Origin of the sequence: Achromobacter sp. K91, from assembly GCF_003576205.1 — a bacterium.
Classification (GTDB): Bacteria; Pseudomonadota; Gammaproteobacteria; order Burkholderiales; family Burkholderiaceae_B; genus Achromobacter; species Achromobacter aegrifaciens.
The window spans coordinates 1-19,472 of sequence record NZ_QWFB01000043.1; the positions used below are offsets into that span (position 1 = coordinate 1).

Annotated in this window: 21 protein-coding genes; 18 read left to right on the forward strand and 3 right to left on the reverse strand. The window is 66.5% G+C overall.

What is annotated here, in order from left to right; genetic code table 11:
- Positions 1–121 precede the first annotated feature (121 nt).
- The 10 genes from DXK93_RS21635 to DXK93_RS21680 all read left to right on the forward strand — a co-directional run bounded on the left by DXK93_RS21635 (position 122) and on the right by DXK93_RS21680 (position 8,789).
- Positions 122–745, forward strand: a complete 624-nt coding sequence (locus DXK93_RS21635) for an SCO family protein (protein WP_054451653.1) — start codon at positions 122–124, stop codon at positions 743–745.
- A 30-nt stretch (positions 746–775) separates the two neighbouring features.
- Positions 776–1,270 carry a copper chaperone PCu(A)C gene (locus tag DXK93_RS21640; RefSeq protein WP_054451654.1) on the forward strand — a complete coding sequence of 165 codons (495 nt, stop codon included), beginning with the start codon at positions 776–778 and terminating at the stop codon, positions 1,268–1,270.
- 245 nt (positions 1,271–1,515) lie between these two features.
- A complete protein-coding gene (locus DXK93_RS21645) occupies positions 1,516–1,875 on the forward strand; it encodes a DUF4148 domain-containing protein (RefSeq protein WP_119451069.1) in 360 nt (119 codons plus the stop codon).
- 237 nt (positions 1,876–2,112) lie between these two features.
- A complete protein-coding gene (locus tag DXK93_RS21650) occupies positions 2,113–3,315 on the forward strand; it encodes an ATP-binding protein (RefSeq protein WP_054451656.1) in 1,203 nt (400 codons plus the stop codon).
- Positions 3,316–3,320: 5 nt separating this feature from the next.
- Positions 3,321–3,872 (forward strand): response regulator transcription factor, encoded by a 552-nt coding sequence (locus tag DXK93_RS21655; RefSeq protein WP_042794894.1) that lies wholly within the window; start codon positions 3,321–3,323, stop codon positions 3,870–3,872.
- Between the two features lie 258 nt (positions 3,873–4,130).
- Positions 4,131–5,039 carry a ubiquinol oxidase subunit II gene (cyoA, locus tag DXK93_RS21660; protein ID WP_119451070.1) on the forward strand — a complete coding sequence of 303 codons (909 nt, stop codon included), beginning with the start codon at positions 4,131–4,133 and terminating at the stop codon, positions 5,037–5,039.
- 2 nt (positions 5,040–5,041) lie between these two features.
- A complete protein-coding gene (cyoB, locus tag DXK93_RS21665) occupies positions 5,042–7,018 on the forward strand; it encodes a cytochrome o ubiquinol oxidase subunit I (RefSeq protein ID WP_054451658.1) in 1,977 nt (658 codons plus the stop codon).
- A gap of 3 nt (positions 7,019–7,021) precedes the next feature.
- Positions 7,022–7,636, forward strand: a complete 615-nt coding sequence (gene cyoC / locus DXK93_RS21670) for a cytochrome o ubiquinol oxidase subunit III (RefSeq protein WP_042794897.1) — start codon at positions 7,022–7,024, stop codon at positions 7,634–7,636.
- On the forward strand, positions 7,636–7,986 hold the full coding sequence (cyoD, locus tag DXK93_RS21675) for a cytochrome o ubiquinol oxidase subunit IV (protein ID WP_054451659.1): 351 nt from the start codon (positions 7,636–7,638) through the stop codon (positions 7,984–7,986). The genes cyoC and cyoD overlap by 1 nt, the downstream gene beginning before the upstream one ends.
- A gap of 170 nt (positions 7,987–8,156) precedes the next feature.
- The gene (locus tag DXK93_RS21680) at positions 8,157–8,789 is read left to right on the forward strand and encodes a nitrogen fixation protein NifQ (RefSeq protein ID WP_054451660.1); all 633 of its coding nucleotides are present in this window, start codon (positions 8,157–8,159) and stop codon (positions 8,787–8,789) included.
- Positions 8,790–8,798: 9 nt separating this feature from the next.
- On the opposite strand, the gene DXK93_RS21685 is transcribed toward DXK93_RS21680, so the two are convergent.
- Positions 8,799–10,883 carry a TonB-dependent receptor gene (locus tag DXK93_RS21685; RefSeq protein ID WP_119451071.1) on the reverse strand — a complete coding sequence of 695 codons (2,085 nt, stop codon included), beginning with the start codon at positions 10,881–10,883 and terminating at the stop codon, positions 8,799–8,801.
- Between the two features lie 78 nt (positions 10,884–10,961).
- On the opposite strand from DXK93_RS21685, the gene DXK93_RS21690 reads away from it, so the two are divergent.
- The 3 genes from DXK93_RS21690 (at position 10,962) to DXK93_RS21700 (ending at position 12,449) form a co-directional block, all read left to right on the forward strand.
- Complete coding sequence (locus tag DXK93_RS21690; protein ID WP_059377677.1) at positions 10,962–11,177, forward strand: SlyX family protein; 216 nt, start codon at positions 10,962–10,964, stop codon at positions 11,175–11,177.
- A 297-nt stretch (positions 11,178–11,474) separates the two neighbouring features.
- Positions 11,475–11,831 (forward strand): DUF4148 domain-containing protein, encoded by a 357-nt coding sequence (locus DXK93_RS21695; protein WP_054451663.1) that lies wholly within the window; start codon positions 11,475–11,477, stop codon positions 11,829–11,831.
- A 237-nt stretch (positions 11,832–12,068) separates the two neighbouring features.
- Complete coding sequence (locus tag DXK93_RS21700) at positions 12,069–12,449, forward strand: hypothetical protein (protein ID WP_119451072.1); 381 nt, start codon at positions 12,069–12,071, stop codon at positions 12,447–12,449.
- A 111-nt stretch (positions 12,450–12,560) separates the two neighbouring features.
- On the opposite strand, the gene DXK93_RS21705 is transcribed toward DXK93_RS21700, so the two are convergent.
- Entirely contained in the window at positions 12,561–14,861 is a 2,301-nt protein-coding gene (locus DXK93_RS21705; protein ID WP_054451665.1) for an NADP-dependent malic enzyme, read from the reverse strand.
- A gap of 107 nt (positions 14,862–14,968) precedes the next feature.
- Here DXK93_RS21705 and DXK93_RS21710 point away from each other — a divergent pair, with 107 nt between their 5' ends.
- From DXK93_RS21710 to DXK93_RS21730, 5 genes are all read left to right on the forward strand, one after another.
- Positions 14,969–15,937 carry a LysR substrate-binding domain-containing protein gene (locus DXK93_RS21710; RefSeq protein ID WP_054451666.1) on the forward strand — a complete coding sequence of 323 codons (969 nt, stop codon included), beginning with the start codon at positions 14,969–14,971 and terminating at the stop codon, positions 15,935–15,937.
- A gap of 104 nt (positions 15,938–16,041) precedes the next feature.
- Complete coding sequence (locus DXK93_RS21715) at positions 16,042–16,590, forward strand: hypothetical protein (RefSeq protein ID WP_119451073.1); 549 nt, start codon at positions 16,042–16,044, stop codon at positions 16,588–16,590.
- On the forward strand, positions 16,587–17,081 hold the full coding sequence (locus DXK93_RS21720; RefSeq protein ID WP_119451074.1) for a hypothetical protein: 495 nt from the start codon (positions 16,587–16,589) through the stop codon (positions 17,079–17,081). Before DXK93_RS21715 ends, DXK93_RS21720 begins: the two co-directional genes overlap by 4 nt.
- Before the next feature lie 83 nt (positions 17,082–17,164).
- Positions 17,165–17,971 (forward strand): AraC family transcriptional regulator, encoded by an 807-nt coding sequence (locus DXK93_RS21725; protein ID WP_119451075.1) that lies wholly within the window; start codon positions 17,165–17,167, stop codon positions 17,969–17,971.
- Positions 17,972–18,052: 81 nt separating this feature from the next.
- Entirely contained in the window at positions 18,053–19,003 is a 951-nt protein-coding gene (locus tag DXK93_RS21730) for a DMT family transporter (RefSeq protein WP_119451076.1), read from the forward strand.
- On the opposite strand, the gene DXK93_RS21735 is transcribed toward DXK93_RS21730, so the two are convergent.
- Positions 18,990–19,472, reverse strand: coding sequence for a MarR family winged helix-turn-helix transcriptional regulator (locus DXK93_RS21735; protein WP_119451077.1), 483 nt, complete (start codon positions 19,470–19,472; stop codon positions 18,990–18,992). The genes DXK93_RS21730 and DXK93_RS21735 overlap by 14 nt on opposite strands.

Here is a 19,472-nt window from a genome sequence, read left to right on the forward strand (position 1 = left end):
CCCGCGCCCGCCGCCGCGGGTCCGCCGCTGGGTTCGCGCGCCCCGCCACGCCTCGTCTGACTCCGCCACAACGCGCGGCTCCGCCGCGCCCCTGGACGAACCGTCAAGCGACGAGGTTTTCATGCATTCCCCCCTTCTGCGCGCGCCCGCCGGCGCGGCGCGCTCCCATGCGCCCGATCCGCGGCGCCGCCTGCTGCTGTCCTCTTTCGCCCTGCTGGCCCTGGCAGGCTGCGGCCCCGATGCGCCCAAGCTGCACGGCATGGATCTTTCCGGCATGCCGTCCGGCGACTTCCAGCTGCAGGACACCGAGGGCCGCGAACGCAAGCTGGCCGACTACGCCGGCCAGCCGATCATGCTGTTCTTCGGCTTCACGCAATGCCCGGACATCTGCCCCACGGCGCTCACCCGCGCCGTCGAGATCAAGAGCCTGCTGGGCGCGGACGCCAAGAAGCTGCGCGTCCTTTTCATCACCGTCGATCCTGAGCGAGACACGCCGGAAATCCTGCGCGCCTATACCCAGGCCTTCGACCCGGACTTCGTCGGCCTGCGCGGCGATGCCGAACAGACGCGCGCCGCCGCACAGTCATTCAAGGTCTTCTACCAGAAGGTCGCCACCGGTTCGTCCTACACCATGGACCACACCGCGCTGACCTACGTCATCGACGCCAGCGGCAAGCTGCGCATCGCCCTGCGCCATCAGCAAAGCGCGCAGGAATGCGTGGACGACCTGCGCACCGTGCTCTGACCTGAATCCATATATAGAGAAGCAACCCTCATGAAAAACACCGCGATCAAATCCCTGGCGGCCGCCGCCTTGGCCTTCTGCGCCCTGGCCGGCGCCAGCCCCGCCGCATTGGCCCAGGACGCCGCCCTGAAGGTGGACGACGCCTGGGTGCGCTCCACCGTGCCCAGCCAGCACGCCACCGGCGTCTTCATGCGCCTGACCTCCGTCTCCGGCGGCCGCCTGGTCGGCGTGGAATCGCAGGCGGCCAAACACGTGGAAATCCATGAAATGGCGATGCAGGACAACGTCATGAAGATGCGCCAGGTACCGGGCATCGCCCTGCCCGCGGGCCAGGCCGTGGAGCTCAAGCCCGGTGGCTATCACGTGATGCTGATCGACCTGGCCGGCCAGATCTCGCCCGGCGAGCACGTCGCCCTGACGCTCATCGTCGAGGATGCCGACAAACGCCAGCGGCGCGTGCCGGTGGACGCGGTGGCGCGTCCGCTGAACGCGGCAGCCGCCCCGGCCGCCGGCCACGGCCACTGAGCCCGCGGCGTCCCCATGAAAGTGGCTTGACAGCTGTGCTGCACGCCTGAAACAGCTTCCTTGCAACAAGGCCGTCCTGCGTGCAACGCCGCGCCGCGCGCCGGGTCGAATTGGAAAAGGCCCGGCGCGCGCCATCGCGGCGCGCCGGGCCAGGCTTTCCCGCATCCAGGAATCGCCCGCGGACAGCATCGCGGGCGTAGGCGCGGCCCGCAACGGCCGCAAGCTTTGATTGCCAGGAGCGTTTCATGAAGACCCTCAGCAAGACCTTATTGCTATGCGCCGGCATTGCAGCCGCCGGGGCCGTCCAGGCCCAGACCACGCAGTACACCCACGACCTCTATGGCGACTGGCGCGTCACCTATGCCGCCCCCGCCGCCAAGACGGCGGACCAGGTCAGCGCCGAACTGGCCCAGGCCAAGGCCAACGGCCAGTACACGTTCGGCGACGAGGACTATCCACCCCCGATCATGTCGCACCAGTCTGAAACCCGCGCCCAGGTTGAACAGGAGTTGCAGCAGGCGCAGATCCAGGGGCAGATGGCATCCGACCAGGAAGACTACCCTCCTCCCGCGATGGCCCACAGCGGCACCTCTGACATCCATTAATACAGAGGCTGCAACCGCGGCGGATCCGGGCGTCGCGCCCAAATATCAGGGACACACCAATTCCCCGCCGACCGGCGGCGGCGCCTGATTCGCCATACAATGCCTGCACATCCACCGCCGGCCAGCCTGAAGGCGCGGCGGGGCAGCCGGCCTCCCAGCGCCGCGCCCCGGATGCCAGCGTTCCGCGCAGCCGGGCGCGTACCCGCCGGCAGCCTGCCGGCACCTCTGTGTCTGGATATGCCCGGTAGTTCCGCCTTTTCATTCCTGCGTACCCTCTGCAGCCTGCGCTGGCTCGCCATCGCGGGCCAGGCCGCCACCATCCTGCTGGCCAGCAGCGTCCTGGGCCTGGCCCTGCCGCTGGAGCCGCTGTGGATCGGCGTAGGCGCCCTGATCGGCTTCAACGTCTACGCCAGCCTGCGCCTGCGCCACCGCCGCGACCTGTCCCACGCCACCGCCTTCGGCCACCTGTTCGTGGACATGGCGGTGCTGGCCTGGATGGTGGGCTGGAGCGGCGGCATCAGTAATCCCTTCGGCATGATGTTCCTGATCCTGACCGCGCTGGCGGCCCTGGCGCTGCCGCGCAACTGGGCGCTGGCCGCGGCGGTGGCAGGCATCTCGGGCTACGTGGCGGCCGCGATCTTCGGCCAGCCCCTGCGCGGCGACGTCGACACCCATACCCTGCTGCTGTGGGGCATGGGCGCCAACTTCCTGATTTCGGTGGTGGTGGTGCTGGTGTTTTCGACCCGCCTGGCCTCGGACCTGCGCGACCGCGAGCGCGAATTGGCACGGTTGCGCGAACGCTTCACCCGCAACGAAGGCATCGTCGCCCTGGCCACCCACGCGGCGGCCATGGCGCATGAACTGAACACCCCGCTGGCGACCATGACCCTGCTGGCCGACGAGATCGCCGCCGAGGTCAAGGACGAAGACCTGCGCGCCGACGTTTCCACGCTCAGCCAACTGTTGGCCCTGTGCCGGGAACGTATCCGCAATCTGGCGGTCCCAACCGCGGTGGACCTGGTCCGCGTGGTGGGGCAATGGCGTCTGATCCGGCCGACCATCGATCTGCAGCGCTCGGGCACCCTGCCCGGCAGCCTGCGGGTCGATCCGGCCATCGCCCACTTGCTGCAGGCCCTGCTGAACAACGCGGCGGACGCCGGCGAAGCCGCCGATGTCCCGCGCGTGGACCTGCATCTGGAATACGGTTATGGCGCCCTGCGCGGCGAAGTCAGGGACTACGGACGGGGTTTCGATCCCGACCAGACCCTGCTGCCGGCGACCAGCCTGTTCAACAGCGGCAAGCCGGGAGGGCTGGGCGTGGGCCTGGCGCTGTCGCACGCCACGGTGGAACAGATGGGCGGCGAAATGACCATGACCGCCGCCGAAGACGGCGGCACGCGTATCCGCTTTTACCTCCCGCTGGGGAGTACCGGGACTTGAGTGCAATGAACCCAACCGATCTTGGCCTGCTGATCGACGACGACGAGCTGTATGTGCGCACCTTGCAGCGCAGCCTGTCGCGTCGCGGCCTGGAAACCCGAACCGCCACCGGCATCGCCGAGGCGCTGCGCGTGGCCGAGGAAATCCGCCCCGCCTTCGCCCTGGTGGACCTGCGCCTGGGCGAAGACTCCGGCCTGACCCTGATCCGCCCGCTGCGCGCCCTGCGCGCCGACATGCGGATCCTGCTGGTCACCGGCTACGCCAGCGTGGCCACCGCGGTCGAGGCCATCAAGCGCGGCGCGGACGACTACCTGCCCAAGCCCGCCACCGCGCCAATGATCCTGCGCACCCTCGGCCTGGTGAAGCCGGAAAACGTTACGATCGAAACCACCATGACGCCGTTGCACCGCCTGGAATGGGAGCACATCCACCAGGCCCTGCACGAAACCGGCGGCAACGTTTCGGCGGCGGCGCGCCTGTTGGGCATGCACCGGCGCTCCCTGCAGCGTAAACTGGCCAAAAAACCGGGGCCGGAACGCGAAGTCCTCATCGACTGATTTGTGCAGATGCGACAAATCGTCGCATACCCTGCATGTGCGGGTGCGACATATCGTCGCACCCTGGAACCTTGCAGCAAGCCCCTGCCCCCCTAGGAAAACCCTGTATCTGCTCCCCTTGGGGCGGAATCCTCCCAGGCAATGCGACCATTCGTCGCATGCTTGACCCATATCAAGCCGATAGGATGGACGTTGCTGCCTAGCAGCATTCCAGTCTGCTGCTATGCAGCATTTTCCACCTTCCATCCAAGGCTGTACGTGAAACACCCCCTCCTTGCGACCCTTACGCGCATTCTCAGCGTCGGCGCGGTCATGCTGCTTGGCGGCTGCAACATGGAAATCCTCTCCCCCAAGGGAGATATTGGCATCCAGGAAAGGGCTTTGCTGTTCACGACGACCGGGCTCATGCTCATCGTCGTGATTCCGGTCATCGTCATGATCCTGGTTTTTGCCTGGAAATACCGCGCATCCAACACCAAAGCTGACTACCAGCCCAAGTGGGCCCACTCCACGGCGATCGAAATCGTGGTCTGGACCGTCCCTTGTATCATCGTGGCCATCCTGGCCGTGATCACCTGGCGCTCGACGCACGCGCTGGATCCCTACAAGCCGCTCGTGTCCGAACACAAGCCGGTGACCATCGAGGTGGTTTCGCTGGATTGGAAGTGGCTGTTCATCTACCCCGAGTACGACATCGCCACGGTCAACGAGATCGCCTTCCCGGTCGATGTTCCGGTCAATTTCCGGATCACCTCGGCCACGGTCATGAACTCGTTCTTCATCCCCCAGCTGGGCAGCCAGATCTACTCGATGGCCGGCATGGAGACCAAGCTGCACCTGAACGCGCGCGAAGCCGGCACCTACGCCGGCATCTCGGCCAACTACAGCGGCGCCGGCTTCTCCGGCATGCGCTTCAAGGCCATCGCGATGTCCCAGGACGGGTTCGACAACTGGGTCAAGGAAGCCAAGGCTGCCCCGACCGCGCTGACCCCCGAGGTCTATGCAGAGCTGACCAAGCGCAGCGAGCACAACCCGGTCGTCAAGTACTCCTCGGCGCCCCCCGCCATGTTTGATTTCATTCTTGGCAGCACCATGACCAAGATGGCCGGCGTGGACTCCGCCACGTGCACCCCCACGTCGAACAATCTGATCGCAGGAATTAACTAACAATGCTCGGGAAACTCACCCTCGAGGCCATTCCGTACCATGAACCCATCGTCATGGTTACGCTGGCCGCCGTGTGCCTGGGAGGCCTAGCGGTCTTCGGCGCCATCACCTACTTCCAGAAGTGGAAGTACCTCTGGACGGAATGGCTGACCACCGTCGACCACAAGCGCATTGGCGTGATGTACATCATCGTCGCCCTGATCATGCTGCTGCGTGGCTTCGCCGACGCCATCATGATGCGTACCCAGCTGGCGGTCGCATCCGCCGACTCGGCCGGCTTCCTGCCGCCGCACCACTACGACCAGATCTTCACCGCCCACGGCGTCATCATGATTTTCTTCATGGCGATGCCCTTCATCACCGGGCTGATGAACCTCGTGGTGCCGCTGCAGATCGGCGCCCGCGACGTGGCGTACCCGTTCCTGAACTCGCTGAGCTTCTGGCTGTTCGGCGCCGGCGTCGCGCTGATGATGATCTCGCTGTTCGTGGGCGAATTCGCCGCGACCGGCTGGCTCGCCTATCCGCCGCTCTCCGGACTGGACTACAGCCCGAGCGTGGGGGTGGACTACTACATCTGGGCACTGCAGATATCCGGGCTGGGCACCACGCTTAGCGGCATCAACTTCATCGTGACCATCCTGCGCATGCGCGCGCCGGGCATGAGCCTGATGAAGATGCCGATCTTCACCTGGACCTCGCTGGTCACCAACGTCCTGATCGTCGCCGCCTTCCCCGTGCTGGCTGCAACGCTCGCGCTGCTGACGATGGACCGCTACCTGGGCACGCACTTCTTCACGAACGACATGGGCGGCAACGTCATGATGTACGTGAACCTGATCTGGATCTGGGGCCACCCCGAGGTCTACATCCTGGTGCTGCCGGCGTTTGGCGTGTATTCGGAAATCGTCGCCACCTTCGCCCGCAAGACCCTGTTCGGCTACAAGTCCATGGTCTACGCCACGGCCGCCATCGGCGTGCTGTCGTTCCTGGTCTGGCTGCACCACTTCTTCACCATGGGCGCGGGAGCCAACGTCAATGCCTTCTTCGGCATAGCGACAATGATCATCTCGATCCCGACGGGCGCGAAGATCTTCAACTGGCTGTTCACCATCTACCGCGGCCGCCTGCGCATCACCACGCCGGTGCTGTGGACGCTGGGCTTCATGATCGTGTTCGTCATCGGCGGCATGACCGGCGTGATGCTGGCCATCCCCGGCGTGTCGTTCGTGCTGCACAACAGCCTGTTCCTGATCGCCCACTTCCACAACACCATCATCGGTGGCGTGGTGTTCGGCTGCATCGCCGGCATGACCTACTGGTTCCCCAAGGCCTTCGGCTTCAAGCTGAATGAGCGCCTGGGCCGCTACTCGTTCTACTGCTGGTTCGTCGGCTTCTTCCTGGCCTTCATGCCCCTGTACATCCTGGGCTTCAAGGGCATGACGCGTCGCCTGAACCACTACGACAACCCCGAATGGCAGCCGTACCTGCTGGTCGCCCTGGCTGGCGCCGCGCTGATCATGCTGGGCATCTGGTTCCTGCTGCAGCAAGTGTTCGTCTCGATCCGCCAGCGCAAGCAGAACCAGGACATCACGGGCGACCCCTGGGATGGCCGCACGCTGGAATGGGCCATCTCTTCGCCCGCTCCTTTCTACAACTTCGCCCACGTGCCGCACGTTGACTCGCTGGACCAGTTCTGGGAAGACAAGCAGAACGGCAAGGCCTACAAGCGCCCGGCCAAGTACGAAGACATCCACATGCCGAAGAACACCGCCGCCGGCGTATTCATCGGCGCCTTTGGCCTGGTCATGTGCTTCGCGCTGATCTGGCACATCTGGTGGCTGTCCATCGTCGGTTTCGTCGGCATGATCGGTTCGTTCATCGTCCGCGCCTATGACCGCGACGTCGACTACTGGGTCCCGGCCGCGGAAGTCGAACGCATCGAAAACGCTCACTTTGACAAAATGCAGAAGGCCGCCTGAGCCATGATTCAAGCCGTAGCCACTCACCCCCACGCGGGTCACGACGATCACGCGCATCATGACGATGGATCCAAGACCGTATTCGGTTTCTGGGTCTATCTGATGAGCGACTTGCTGATCTTCTCGGTGCTGTTCGCCACGTTCGCGGTGTTGTTCAACGCCACCGCGGGCGGCCCGACGGGCAAGGAACTGTTCGATCTGAAGTTCGTGCTGGTCGAAACGCTGTTGCTGCTGTTCTCCAGCTTCACTTTCGGCATGGCCAACCTGAACGTGCACGCCAACAACAAGAGCCGCGCAATGGGCTGGTTGATGGTGACGTTCCTGTTCGGCGCGGGCTTCATCGCGATGGAAGTCTATGAATTCCATCACCTGATCTCGATCGGCGCCGGCCCGGGCCGCAGCGCGTACCTGTCGGCATTCTTCACGCTGATCGGCACGCACGGCCTGCACGTCACCTTCGGCCTGATCTGGATCATCGTCCTGCTGGACATGATCCGCCGCCATGGCCTGGACTCGATCAACAAGCGTCGTCTGGCGTGCCTGAGCCTGTTCTGGCACTTCCTGGACATCGTCTGGATCTGCGTCTTCACCTTCGTCTATCTCATGGGAGCCATCTGATGTCGCACTCCGCTGCGGCCGCACACGGCCACGACGATCACGCCGCCGACCACGGCAGCCTGAAGTCCTACATCATCGGTTTCGTGCTTTCGCTGCTTCTCACCTTCGGCTCCTTCGGCCTGGTGATGAACGGCGGACTGTCCCACGCCATCACCATCGCCGGCGTGGTTGCGCTGTGCGTGCTCCAGTTGCTGGTGCAACTGGTGTACTTCCTGCACATGGGCGCATCGAAGTCGGCCCGCGACAACCTGGCCACGTTTGTCTTCACCGTAATGATCATCGCCATCATCGTCGGCGGTTCGGCATGGGTGCTGTACAACATGAACGTCAACATGGGCCACGCCATGTAATGACGGCTTGCCGTTGAAGCAAAGACAGGCGCCTGCGGGCGCCTGTTTTTTTTGTGCGCCGGCCTGTGGGGCCAGCCTTGCGGCCAGGCAAGGATTGCGGAGGCATTTCGTTATATATTCAACACCATAACGATTTAATTAACAGTTTAATTACTGCTCCTGGCCCAACCATGCACGTCGTTTCCATCGCCACCGCAGCCCCCCCGGCCGACAGCGCCGGTCCCACTTTGCGGTTCGCCGGCGCGCTGCTGCGCCATGCGCCGCCCGGTCATCCCGACGCGGGATTCTTCGCCACGGTCATCGGCAAGAGCCTGGCCTGCGGGGACCTGGGACGCTGCGGCCTGTCATCCCGGGAACTGGAAGGCCTGATCGCGCGCCTCTTTCCCGGCGCGCTGACGGGCCATGACCCCGCGCTCGCCGCCTTGCGCGAGCAAGCCGCCATCTACCCGGCCCGCGCCATGGATGCGGCTCAAACCGAATTCACGCGTCTGCTGCGCGCGCTGCTGGACACCTGGGCCGCTCCCGGCGCGGGGACCACGCCCTGGGTCAGCAGCGTGCTGACCCACGCCTGTCTGCGGCCCGACCATCTGTGGCGGGACCTGGGTTTGTCCGGCCGCGAGGACGTGACTTTCCTGCTGGCGCGCCACTATCCGGGACTGGTGGTGCGCAATGTACGCAACCTGCGCTGGAAGCAGTTCCTGGCCTATTCCGCCTGTGAACAGGCGGGCCTGCCGCCGGCCGCCGCACCGGGCTGTCCGGCCTGCGAGGACCATGGCATCTGCTATCCGGAAATGCCCGACTGAAGTCCGGCTTCAGAACCGGTACGTCGCGCCCAGGCCCGCTCCCAGGCTGCGCCCTGCCGCCGGTTCGTAGTAGCGCCCATTGGTCTCGTTGACGATCACGGAGCCGGCGTAGCGGCGGTCGAACAGGTTGTCCACGCGCCCATAGGCGTTCAGTTCCCAGGGCCCCGCCTTGAACACATAGCCCGCGCTCAATGCGGCCACGAAGTAGGCGGGCGCATCGCCGTCGTTGGCGTCGTTCACGTAGATCTTGCTGAGGAAACGCCCTTCCACCGTGGCCTGCCAGCCCTCGGGCGGCGCCCAGGCCAGCGAGGCGAAGGCGGCCTGGGCTGCGATGCCGGGGATCTTGTTGCCGGCGCGGATGTCGCCGGGTCCGTCATCGGCGTAACGCGCATTCAGCCATGTATAGGCGAACTGCGCACGGCCGTGACGGGCGAATTCGCCGGACCAGCCCAGTTCCACGCCGTCGCGCCGCGTGCGGCCGGCGTTCTGGTACGTGGTTCTTCCGCCCGAGCTGCCCGCGGACACGATTTCATCGTCGGTGCCGGTATGGAACACCGCGGCCGTCAGCAGGCCGCCAGCCAGGTTCGCCTTTATGCCGGCTTCCAGGTTGGTGCTGAGCGCGGGCGCCAGCCCGAAATTCAGGCCGGGCTGGCCGCCGGGCCGATACGAGATCTCGTTGAGCGTCGGCGTCTCGAAGCCCCGGCCATATGAAGCGTAGAAGCTCAGGTCGGCGTTCGGCGCATAGCGGATGGCCGCCACCGGCAATGCCTTGCGATAGCGCGCGTCGCCGCTGTCGTCGGCATTGCCCGGCGCGATGTAGTGGTCGCTGGAATCGAAGCTGACGGTGCTATAGCGCAGGCCCGCATCCAGCGTCCAGCGTTGCGACACCTGCCAGGAAGCCTGCAGATAAGGATCGGCGTTGTAGACGGTATTGGTTTCGTCGCGCCGCAGCGCCCCCTGCACGCCCAGTTGGCGGCTGGCGCCCGTGCCGGTGTAGTTCTGGTAGCCCTTGCGGTCTTCGCGCATGGAATCGTAGGCAAAGCCGCCGATCAGGGTCAGCGGCCGGCCTGCCACCGCCAGCTCGGAGGTCCAGCGCAGGTCCGCGCCGCCGTACTGGCGCTTCAGGTCGATGACCCCGCCGGCCTGGGTGGGCGCCATCTGCGCGGCAGGGGGAATCGCCTGGTACTGCGTGGTATCGCGCTGGCCGTAATAGACCATCACCCGCAAGCTATTGCGGCTATCGACCTGGCGCTCGTAGATCGCGCCGCCCTGGGTCTGCCTGACCGTCTTGCGGGTGTCGTACTGCTCGGCCAGCGGCGCCGCGCGCGGGTCGTCCTGGAACTGTTGATAGGTCAGGCCCAGCGGATCCTGCGCCTTGAGGTCCACGCTGTTGGCCACGAGGGTCAGCCGGCTGGCGTCGTCCAGCTGCAGGCCAAGCTTGGCGTTGCCCAGGTTCTTGCGGGCGGCGCTGTGGTCGCGGTAGCCGTCGGTGGTGAAGCGGGTCAGGTCCAGCACGTAGTCCAGTCCGCCGCTGGCGCCATTGGCGCGGGCGCCGTAGCGCCAGGTGCCATAGCTGGCGGCCCAGCCGCTGGCCGTGAGCGACGGCGGCGCCACGCCATCCTCGGTCGACACCTGGATCACGCCGCCCGAGGAATTGCCATACAGCGCTGAAAACGGCCCCCGCAGCACTTCGACGCTGCCGATGGAGCCTATGTCGATGTTCGAGGTCTGTCCCTGGCCGTCCGGCATGGTGGCCGGAATGCCGTCCACGTACAGCCGCACGCCGCGCACGCCGAAGGTGGAACGCGCGCCAAAGCCGCGGCTGGAGATCTGCAAATCCTGCGCGTAGTTCTGGCGGTTCTGGATCTGCAGGCCGGGCACGCCGGCCAGGCCCTCCGACAGGTTGATGCCCGGCTGCTGCAGGCGCATGGCCGCGCCCTCCACCACATTGACCGAAGCGGGCGTGTCCAGCACCGCGGTGCCCAGGCGCGTGCCGGTCACCACTACCGCAGGCAAGAGCGGCTCAGCCTCCTGGGCCCAGGCAGTTCCGGCCGGAAACGACGCCAGCAGGCCATGCACGGCCCAATGCCCCACGCCCGTACGCCACCATCGCCGCTGCGTCAAACACGCCTCCTGTAGGGGCCGCGGCGGGAATCGGTTCTAATACCCGCCATGGATAACTTGCAAGACATCGAACGCCGCCTGCTGGAGCTGGAGGTCAAGGCCAGCTTCTCGGACGACATGCTGGAACAGCTCAACCAGATCATCGTGCGCCAGCAACAGCAGATAGACCGGCTGATGCGCGAAGTGGCCGACCTGCGACAGCAGGCGCCAGAGGGCGGCGCGCCCTTCCGCAGCCTGCGCGACGAAATACCGCCGCACTACTGACGCTGCGCCTGCGGTACTGGCGGCGCATCCACGCTGCCCTTCTCTCCAAGCCCCCAAACCGCATGGAATCGCCGTATTCCAGCCTTGCGCACGCCTGATAGTCCGTCCCCAGTTCCATCAATGGAAAATATATCCTAAGAAATTGGCTATCTTTCCACTGATGGGAATATCTTTTACCAATATACGGGTTTATCCCTAGTCCGATTCAGCGCACTATTGAGCCATCGGGAAACAGCAACGAACCAGACGGATAGGCCGCCGATTCGCTCCCAAAGCTCTTGAAATCGGAGATTTACCATGAAGACCCTCGCTACCGCTTTGATGATGTCCCTGGCCGCGCTAAGCGCCGGCGCCTACGCCGCCTCGCCCAACATCGAACCCAACAACGTCCCGTTCCAAGGCGTCTACGGCACCCCTTATGAAGGCCCGACCCGCGCCCAGGTGCAGGCTGAACTGGCCGCCGCCAAGGCTGCCGGCCAGATGGCTGAAGTGGAACCGAACAACGTGCCTTTCCAAGGCGTCTACGGCACGCCCCACACCGGCAAGACCCGCGCTGAAGTGCGCGCCGAACTGGCCGCCGCCCGCGCCGCCGGCCAGATGGCCGATGTGGAACCGAACAACGTGCCCTTCCAAGGCGTCTACCACGGCAACTAAGCGCACGCAGATTTACCCCTCCCCTTGTTGTACCTTGGCCGCCAGTGTCTGGCGGCTTTTTTTCGCCTGTGCGGAAAGCGCCGGCCGCGCTTCATGTGGCGGGACGCCCCGGGCTCAAGTGTGGCCTCAGGGTAAAAACCGCGAGTTTCAACGCCCCCCGCAAAGCACTGTTCCATCCGTTCGCGTACTATCGCCCCAAGATCAGGCATAACACTACGACTCAACAGGGAGCCCATCTTGAAACACACCCGCGTTCTCGCCTCTTTGCTGGTGGCTTGCGGCATCGCCGCGCCGGCCTTTGCCGCGCCTCCGGTGATGCTGAACAATGCCATCATCACGCAGATCCCCAAGGCCGATCAGCCCTCCTTCCATGAAGCCGTGGCACAGTCGCTGAACAGCTCGGCCGACGGCCAGCGCACCCAGTGGAGCAGCACGCACCAGCCGCGCAAGGCGCCTCCCATCACGGTGCAGCTAACCCCCACGCAAACCAGCAAGGTCAAGGACGACCGCGCCTGCCGCTTCCTGGTTGGAGATTTCGCCCGCGGCGCCACCACGGAAAAATGGCAGTTCTGGTTCTGCAAGCAGCCGGACGGCACCTGGAAGGCCAGCAGCAACTAAGCGCGCCGGATTCCAGCGCCCGAGCGCATAAAAAACGCGCCGCTCCATCCCGGGATGGAGCGGCGCGTTTTTTTCGCCTTGTCTGCGCGCCGCAACGGCGCGCAAGCTGGATCAGGCCGAGGCTTCGACGCGGTTGGCGTCCAGCACGGTCATCGCGGTCATGTTGATGATGCGGCGCACGGTGGAGCTGGAGGTCAGGATGTGCACCGGCGCGTTGGCGCCCAGCAGGAACGGACCCACTGCAACGTTGCCGCCTGCGGCGGTCTTCAACAGGTTGTAGGCGATGTTGCCCGAGTCCACGTTCGGGCACACCAACAGGTTGGCCTCGCCCTTGAGCGAAGACGAAGGCAGGATGCGCATGCGCAGCGCTTCGTCCAGCGCGCAGTCGCCGTGCATTTCACCGTCGATCTCGAGTTCCGGCGCGGCCTGGCGCACCAGTTCCAGCGCGCGGCGCATCTTCGCGCCCGAGGCCGAACTGCCCGAACCGAAATTCGAGCGCGACAGCAGCGCGACCTTGGGCGCCAGGTTCATGCGGGCCATTTCCTGCGCCGCCATCACCGTGAACTCGGCGATCTGCTCGGCCGAAGGTTCATCGTTGACGTGCGTGTCCACCAGCACCACCGTGCGCTCGTTGAGCAGCAGGATGTTCATGGCGGCATACACGTTGTGGCCGGGACGGCGGCCGATGACCTCGTCCACGAAGCGCAGGTGGTCGTGGTACGCGCCCACCGTGCCGCAGACCATGCCGTCGGCGTCGCCCAGGTGCACCATCATCGCGCCGATCAGGGTCAGGCGGCGGCGCATTTCCACGCGCGCCATTTCCTTGGTGATACCGCGACGGCACATCAGTTCCCAGTACGTGGTCCAGTACTGGTGGAAGCGTTCGTCATATTCCGGGTTGGTGACTTCGACGTCCTCGCCCAGGCGCAGGCGCAGGCCGAACTTCTCGATGCGCGACAGCAGGACCGCGGGACGGCCCACCAGGATGGGACGGGCCAGGCCTTCATCGACGATCACCTGCACCGCGCGCAGCACGCGCTCGTCTTCGCCTTCCGTGAACACGATGCGAGACTTGCCGCCTTCGCGCACGATGCGCTTGGCCGCCGAGAACAGCGGCTTCATGAAGGCGCCCGAGTGGTACACGAACTGCTGCAGCTGCTCTTCGTAGGCTTCCAGGTCCGCCAGCGGACGCGTCGCCACGCCGCCTTCCATCGCGGCCTTGGCCACCGCCGGCGCAATGCGCACGATCAGGCGCGGATCGAAAGGCTTGGGGATCAGGTATTCAGGGCCGAACGAAATGTCGTAGGTGCCATAGGCCGCCGCCACGACTTCGTTCTGCTCTTCTTCCGCCAGCTCGGCGATGGCGTACACCGCCGCCTTTTCCATTTCACGGGTGATGGTGGTGGCGCCCACATCCAGCGCGCCGCGGAAAATGTACGGGAAGCAGAGCACGTTGTTGACCTGGTTCGGATAGTCCGAACGGCCGGTCGCCATGACCACGTCGTCGCGCACCGACTGCGCCACTTCCGGCAGGATCTCGGGCGTGGGGTTGGCCAGCGCCAGGATCAGCGGACGCGGACCCATGGCCGCGACCATTTCGGGCTTGAGCACGCCGCCCGCCGACAGGCCCAGGAACACGTCGGCGCCCTGGATCACTTCGGCCAGCTTGCGGGCGTCGGTCTTTTGCGCGAAGCGCGCCTTGTCCGGATCCATCAGCACCGTGCGGCCTTCATAGACCACGCCTTCGATGTCGGTGACCCAGACGTTTTCCAGCGGCAGGCCCAGGTCCACCATCAGGTCCAGGCAGGCCAGCGCGGCGGCGCCTGCGCCCGAGGTCACCACCTTGACCTGCTTGATGTCCTTGCCCACGACCTTCAGGCCGTTGATGAAGGCGGCCGAAACGGTGATGGCCGTGCCGTGCTGGTCGTCGTGGAAGACGGGGATCTTCATGCGCTCGCGCAGCTTGCGCTCGACGGTGAAGCACTCCGGGGCCTTGATGTCTTCGAGGTTGATGCCGCCGAAGGTGGCTTCCAGGCCCGCGATGATCTCGACCAGTTTGTCCGGGTCGGTCTCGTTGATTTCGATGTCGTACACGTCCAGGCCGGCGAACTTCTTGAATAGCACCGCCTTGCCTTCCATCACCGGCTTGGAGGCCAGCGCGCCGATGTTGCCCAGGCCCAGCACCGCGGTGCCGTTGGTGATCACGCCCACCAGGTTGCCGCGGCCGGTGTACCGGTACACATTGGCCGGATCGGCCACGATTTCTTCACAGGCCGCCGCCACGCCAGGCGAGTACGCCAGGGCCAGGTCGCGCTGGTTGACCAGCGGCTTGGACGCCACGACGGAGATCTTCCCCGGGGTGGGGAACTCGTGATAGTCCAGTGCTGCCTGGCGATCCGATTGCGTATTCATGGGGCTGAGCCTCCTAGTCTTGATATAGGAAAAATTCTAGGCTCCAATACATAAGCAGATCATTCAACTTTAATATCGTCCCATAATCTTTACCTTATGCATCGCCTATGACAGCCTTTGATCCGGACTTGGTTATCCGGAAACTGACCTCGCGGCTGAAGATGCGCCACCTGGTGCTGCTGCTGCAGATCGAGCAGCACGGCTCGCTGACCCGGGTGGCCGAGCACATGGCCACCAGCCAGCCAGCCGTGACCAATGCCCTGGCCGAACTGGAAAGCATGTTCGACGTACCCCTGTTCGAACGCTCGGTGCGCGGCATGACGCCCACGCCGCTGGGCGCGGTGGTGCTGGCCCGCGCCCGCGCCCTGGTCCACGACCTGGGGCATCTGGTCCAGGAAATGGAGGCCGTGGCGGCCGGCCACGCCGCCCATTTGCACATCGGCGTCATCCCCTTCGTGTCCGGCCAGATGCTGTCGTCCGCCATCAGCCGCACCCTGCCCCAAGGCCGCCGCATCACCGCCACCATCCACGAAGGCCAGGGGCCGGCGCTGCTGCGCCAGCTGCGCGACCATACGCTGGACATGGTGGTGGGCTGGGCCACTCCCTCGGTGGACATGGACAACCTGGGCTTCGAGGTGCTGTACCACCAGCAGCCGCGCCTGATCGCCAGCCGCAGATTGGCGGCCCGCCTGGGCCGCTCGCGGCTGGAATGGAACCGGCTGGCCGACCTGGACTGGATCCTGGGCACGCCGGACAGCCCGATCCGCGAACAGGTGTCCGAGATCTTCCTGCGCGCCGGGCTGGCGCCCCCGACGCCGTCGGTGCAAAGCGACTCGTCCAAGCTGATCGGCGAAATGATCGTGGCCAGCGACCGCGCCGTCGCCATCCTGCCCGCAGACATCGCCGACGAGCTGGTGCGCATCGCCGGCGCCGCCATCGTGCCGTATTCCTTCGACTGGACCCTGCCGCCGATCGCGCTGTTCACGCGCGCCGAGGGCCTGCGCCGCAACGTCGACGCGCTGTTCGCCGCCGCGCTGCGCGAGGCCTACACCAAGGGCGCGCGCCTGCCCGCCTGATCCGCGCGGCAGGAAAATTGCCAACAAATGCAAATACGCTCGCGCCGCGGCGGCGCGCCCTCCTATACTTCCCGCGCCAAGCAACAAGCAGGAGGGCACGCAGTTTGTTCACACTTCCGCCAATCAACCCGGGCCGCGGCGCAATCGCCCTCCTCACCCTCGCCGCGCTTGCCGGATTGTCCGGCTGCAATTCGCTGCTGAACGAAGGCACGGGCGCCGCGGCCGGTATCGCCGGCACCGCCATCGCCAACAAGGTCACTGACAACGCCACCGTCGCCACCGGCATCGGCCTGGGCGTGCAGGCCGGCGCCAAGGCCGCGCTGGCCTATGCCCAGCGCAAGACGCGCGGCGAAGAACAGGATGCCATCGCCATGGCCGCCGGCCCGCTGGCGGTGGGCAAGGTGGCCAACTGGCAGGTCAAGCACCAGTTGCCCATCGAAAGCGACGCGCAGGGCCAGGTCACGGTCAGCCGGCTGATCGGCGGCGTGAACCTGGAATGCAAGGAAGTGGTCTTCTCCATAGACACGCCGGCCGACAAGGCTGGCGCCGATCCGCAACGCGAGTTCTACGTCACCACCGTGTGCCGGGACGGCGAGCACTGGCGCTGGGCCAGCGCCGAGCCCGCCACGGCCCGCTGGGGCTCGCTGCAGTGAGGCGCGCCGCAAGCCTGCTGGCGCTGGCCGCCTGCCTGGGCCTGGCCGGCTGCCAGAGCTCCTCGATCGGCGGCGCGGCGGGCGCCGTGGTCGGCACCGTCAGCGGCGCAGCCACCGCCAATCCGGTGGCGGGCTACGCCATTGGCGTCACGGTCCAGGCGGCGGTGGATGCCACGGTGAAATACGTGCTGCGCGAGTGGAAGAACGACCAGCAGAACGTCATGGCCAACGCGGCGGGCGCCCTGCCCATCGGCCAGGTGCGCCAGTGGGAAATCCGCCAACCGCTGTCCATAGGCAACGAGCGCGGCGGCATCCAGGTGGTGCGCGACATCGCCACGCCGCTGACCCATTGCCGCGAGGTGCTGTTCACGGTGGAGCAGAAGGACGCACCCGCGCCCGCCTACTCCAGCATGATCTGCCAGCAGCCTGGCGGCCAGTGGAAGTGGGCCGCGGCCGAGCCCGCGGTGGCACGCTGGAACGGGCTGCAATAGCCTGAGCGCCGGGCCGCTGGCCTCTTGATCGCGCCGGGGCGGGCGGGTGATACTGCCTGCAAGCCCCTTGCCCCAGACTCCCCATGAACTCAGGCCAGTTCGTCATGCAGCGCAGCGCCCTCGCCGGCGTGCAGGCCGTGGCCGCGCACAGCCGGCATGCGTTCGCGCGCCACACGCACGAGCAGTTCGGCATCGGCGTCATGCGCCAGGGCGCCCAGGTCTCGCATAGCGGCCGCGGCCAGGTCGAGGCCGGCCCCGGCCACGTCATCACGGTGAACCCCGGCGAAGTGCATGACGGCGCCCCCATCGGCAATGGCGAACGCGCCTGGCAGATGCTGTACCTGGACCCCGAGGTGGTGGCACAGGCCGCAGCCGAACTGGACGCAAGCGGCCTCGGCTACGAATTCGAGCACCCAGCACAGGACCGCCCCGCGCTGGCGCGCGACGTGCTGGCGCTGTATGCCCAGGCCACTGCCGGCGCGGCGCCGCTGGCCTGCGATGCGCTGCTGCTGCGCATCCTGGCGCAGGCGCGCGACCGCGATGCCGAGCGTCTGGCCCGGCCCGCGCGCGCCGCCCCAGACGCCATCCGCCATGCCCGCGCGCTGATCGACGACGACCCGGCGGCCTCGCTGTCGCTGGCCGACCTGGCCGCGGCCAGTGGCCTGAGCCGCTACCAGGTGCTGCGGGCGTTCGCCCGCGACACCGGCCTCACGCCCCACGCCTACCAGGTGCAGCGGCGCCTGCTGCTGGCGCGCAGCCTGATCCGGCAAGGCTCGGCCCTGGCCGATGCCGCGGCCGCGGTCGGCTTTGCCGACCAGAGCCACATGACCCGGCTGTTCGTGCGCGCCTACGGCGTATCGCCGCGCCGCTACGCGCTGGCCGCGGGCTGAGCCCTGCAATTTCGTTCAAGACCCGGCCGCGCCCGGCCGCTTAGCCTGGGCGCCTCTCTCTGAACAGGCGTGGGTCGGGTAATGAACAATCGGATGCAGGGCTATTGCTATCTGGCGGCCGCCATGGCGCTGGTGGGCAGCACGGTAGCCGCCAGCAAGATCATCGGCACGGGCTTGCCGCCCTTCACCGCGACGGCCTTGCGCTTCGCCATCGCACTGCCCTGCTTCGCCCTGCTGATGGCGTTGACCGGCGCGCGCCTGCCGCGGCTGGCGCCGCGCGACTGGCTGCTGCTGGCCGTCCAGGCCATCGCCGGCAGCGTCGGCTACACCGCGCTGCTGATCGCCGGGCTGCAACGTGCGTCGGCGGTGGACGGCGGCATCATCCTGGGCACCTTGCCGCTGGTCTCGGCTGCCATCGCCATCCTGCTGCTGGGCGAACGCCCGCGCAAGGCCACGCTGGCCGCCATCGTCGCCGCGGCCTTCGGCGTCTGGCTGATGATGCGCCATTCGGCCGGTCAAGGCGGCGCGCGCTCGCTGGCGGGCAACGCGCTGATCCTGGGCGCGGTGCTGTGCGAAGGATTATTCATCCTGTTGAACAAGCGGCTGCGCCAGCCGGTGGCGCCGCTGGCGCTATCGACGCTCATGACGGGCTTTGGCCTGGCATTCTCGGCCGTGGCATGCGTGGCGGAAGCGCCGTGGGATCTGAACTTGCCCGCTTCGGCGGTGGCCGCGGTGGCCTACTACGCGCTGGTGCCCACCGTGGGCGGCTTCCTGCTCTGGTATGCGGGCGCGGCCCGCGTCAACGGCGCCGAAGCCGCCTTGTTCACCGCGCTGGCGCCGGTATCGGCGGTAGCGCTGGCCGCCGGGCTGCTGGGCGAATCCTTGGCTCCCGCGCAGCTGGCCGGCATGGCTTGCGTGCTGGGCGCGGTACTGGCGCTGGGCGGGTCCGGGCTGCGCTCGCGCGGCCAGCGGCTACCCGCCGGACCCGCAGCCGCTGCCGACGACGCCCCCAGCGGCCCTAGCCGCGGCTGAAGGCCAGCGCAAACTCGTCGGAAAAAATATCGGCCAGCGAGCGCCGCAACGCGGCGGCGCGTTCGGCCCCGTAGGCCGCCTCGAAGCGGTGCTGCGCGTCTTTCCACAGACGCTTGGACTCCGCCAGCTTGGCGCGTCCCGCGTCTGTCAACGCCACGCGGCGGCTGCGCCCGTCCAGCGGGTCGCGCGACATCTGCACGTAGCCGTCGCGCTCCAGCGGCTTGAGATTGTGCGCCAGCGCCGAGCGGTCCAGCACCATGTTGCGCGCCAGGTCGGTCATCGACGGCGTGCCCGCGCGCGCGATATGCACCAGGATGGAATGCTGCGACACCTTCAGGCCGCAGGGAGCCAGCACCGTGTCGTACAGCTGCGAAACGCGCCGGGTCGCCTTGCGCAGCGCCGCGCCGTTGCAGATGAGCGGATCGGGTGCAACGGAAGCGGCGGAAACGGAAGGCTGTTCGTCGGGCAT

Excerpts from the sequence above, each read along its gene's own strand:
- DXK93_RS21635 (WP_054451653.1), top strand. The coding sequence starts at position 122 with ATGCATTCCCCCCTTCTGCGCGCGCCCGCCGGCGCGGCGCGCTCCCAT.
- DXK93_RS21640 (WP_054451654.1), top strand. The coding sequence starts at position 776 with ATGAAAAACACCGCGATCAAATCCCTGGCGGCCGCCGCCTTGGCCTTC.
- DXK93_RS21645 (WP_119451069.1), top strand. The coding sequence starts at position 1,516 with ATGAAGACCCTCAGCAAGACCTTATTGCTATGCGCCGGCATTGCAGCC.
- DXK93_RS21650 (WP_054451656.1), top strand. The coding sequence starts at position 2,113 with ATGCCCGGTAGTTCCGCCTTTTCATTCCTGCGTACCCTCTGCAGCCTG.
- DXK93_RS21655 (WP_042794894.1), top strand. The coding sequence starts at position 3,321 with ATGAACCCAACCGATCTTGGCCTGCTGATCGACGACGACGAGCTGTAT.
- cyoB (WP_054451658.1), top strand. The coding sequence starts at position 5,042 with ATGCTCGGGAAACTCACCCTCGAGGCCATTCCGTACCATGAACCCATC.
- cyoC (WP_042794897.1), top strand. The coding sequence starts at position 7,022 with ATGATTCAAGCCGTAGCCACTCACCCCCACGCGGGTCACGACGATCAC.
- cyoD (WP_054451659.1), top strand. The coding sequence starts at position 7,636 with ATGTCGCACTCCGCTGCGGCCGCACACGGCCACGACGATCACGCCGCC.
- DXK93_RS21680 (WP_054451660.1), top strand. The coding sequence starts at position 8,157 with ATGCACGTCGTTTCCATCGCCACCGCAGCCCCCCCGGCCGACAGCGCC.
- DXK93_RS21690 (WP_059377677.1), top strand. The coding sequence starts at position 10,962 with ATGGATAACTTGCAAGACATCGAACGCCGCCTGCTGGAGCTGGAGGTC.
- DXK93_RS21695 (WP_054451663.1), top strand. The coding sequence starts at position 11,475 with ATGAAGACCCTCGCTACCGCTTTGATGATGTCCCTGGCCGCGCTAAGC.
- DXK93_RS21705 (WP_054451665.1), bottom strand. The coding sequence starts at position 14,861 with ATGAATACGCAATCGGATCGCCAGGCAGCACTGGACTATCACGAGTTC.
- DXK93_RS21710 (WP_054451666.1), top strand. The coding sequence starts at position 14,969 with ATGACAGCCTTTGATCCGGACTTGGTTATCCGGAAACTGACCTCGCGG.
- DXK93_RS21725 (WP_119451075.1), top strand. The coding sequence starts at position 17,165 with ATGAACTCAGGCCAGTTCGTCATGCAGCGCAGCGCCCTCGCCGGCGTG.
- DXK93_RS21730 (WP_119451076.1), top strand. The coding sequence starts at position 18,053 with ATGAACAATCGGATGCAGGGCTATTGCTATCTGGCGGCCGCCATGGCG.
- DXK93_RS21735 (WP_119451077.1), bottom strand. The coding sequence starts at position 19,472 with ATGCCCGACGAACAGCCTTCCGTTTCCGCCGCTTCCGTTGCACCCGAT.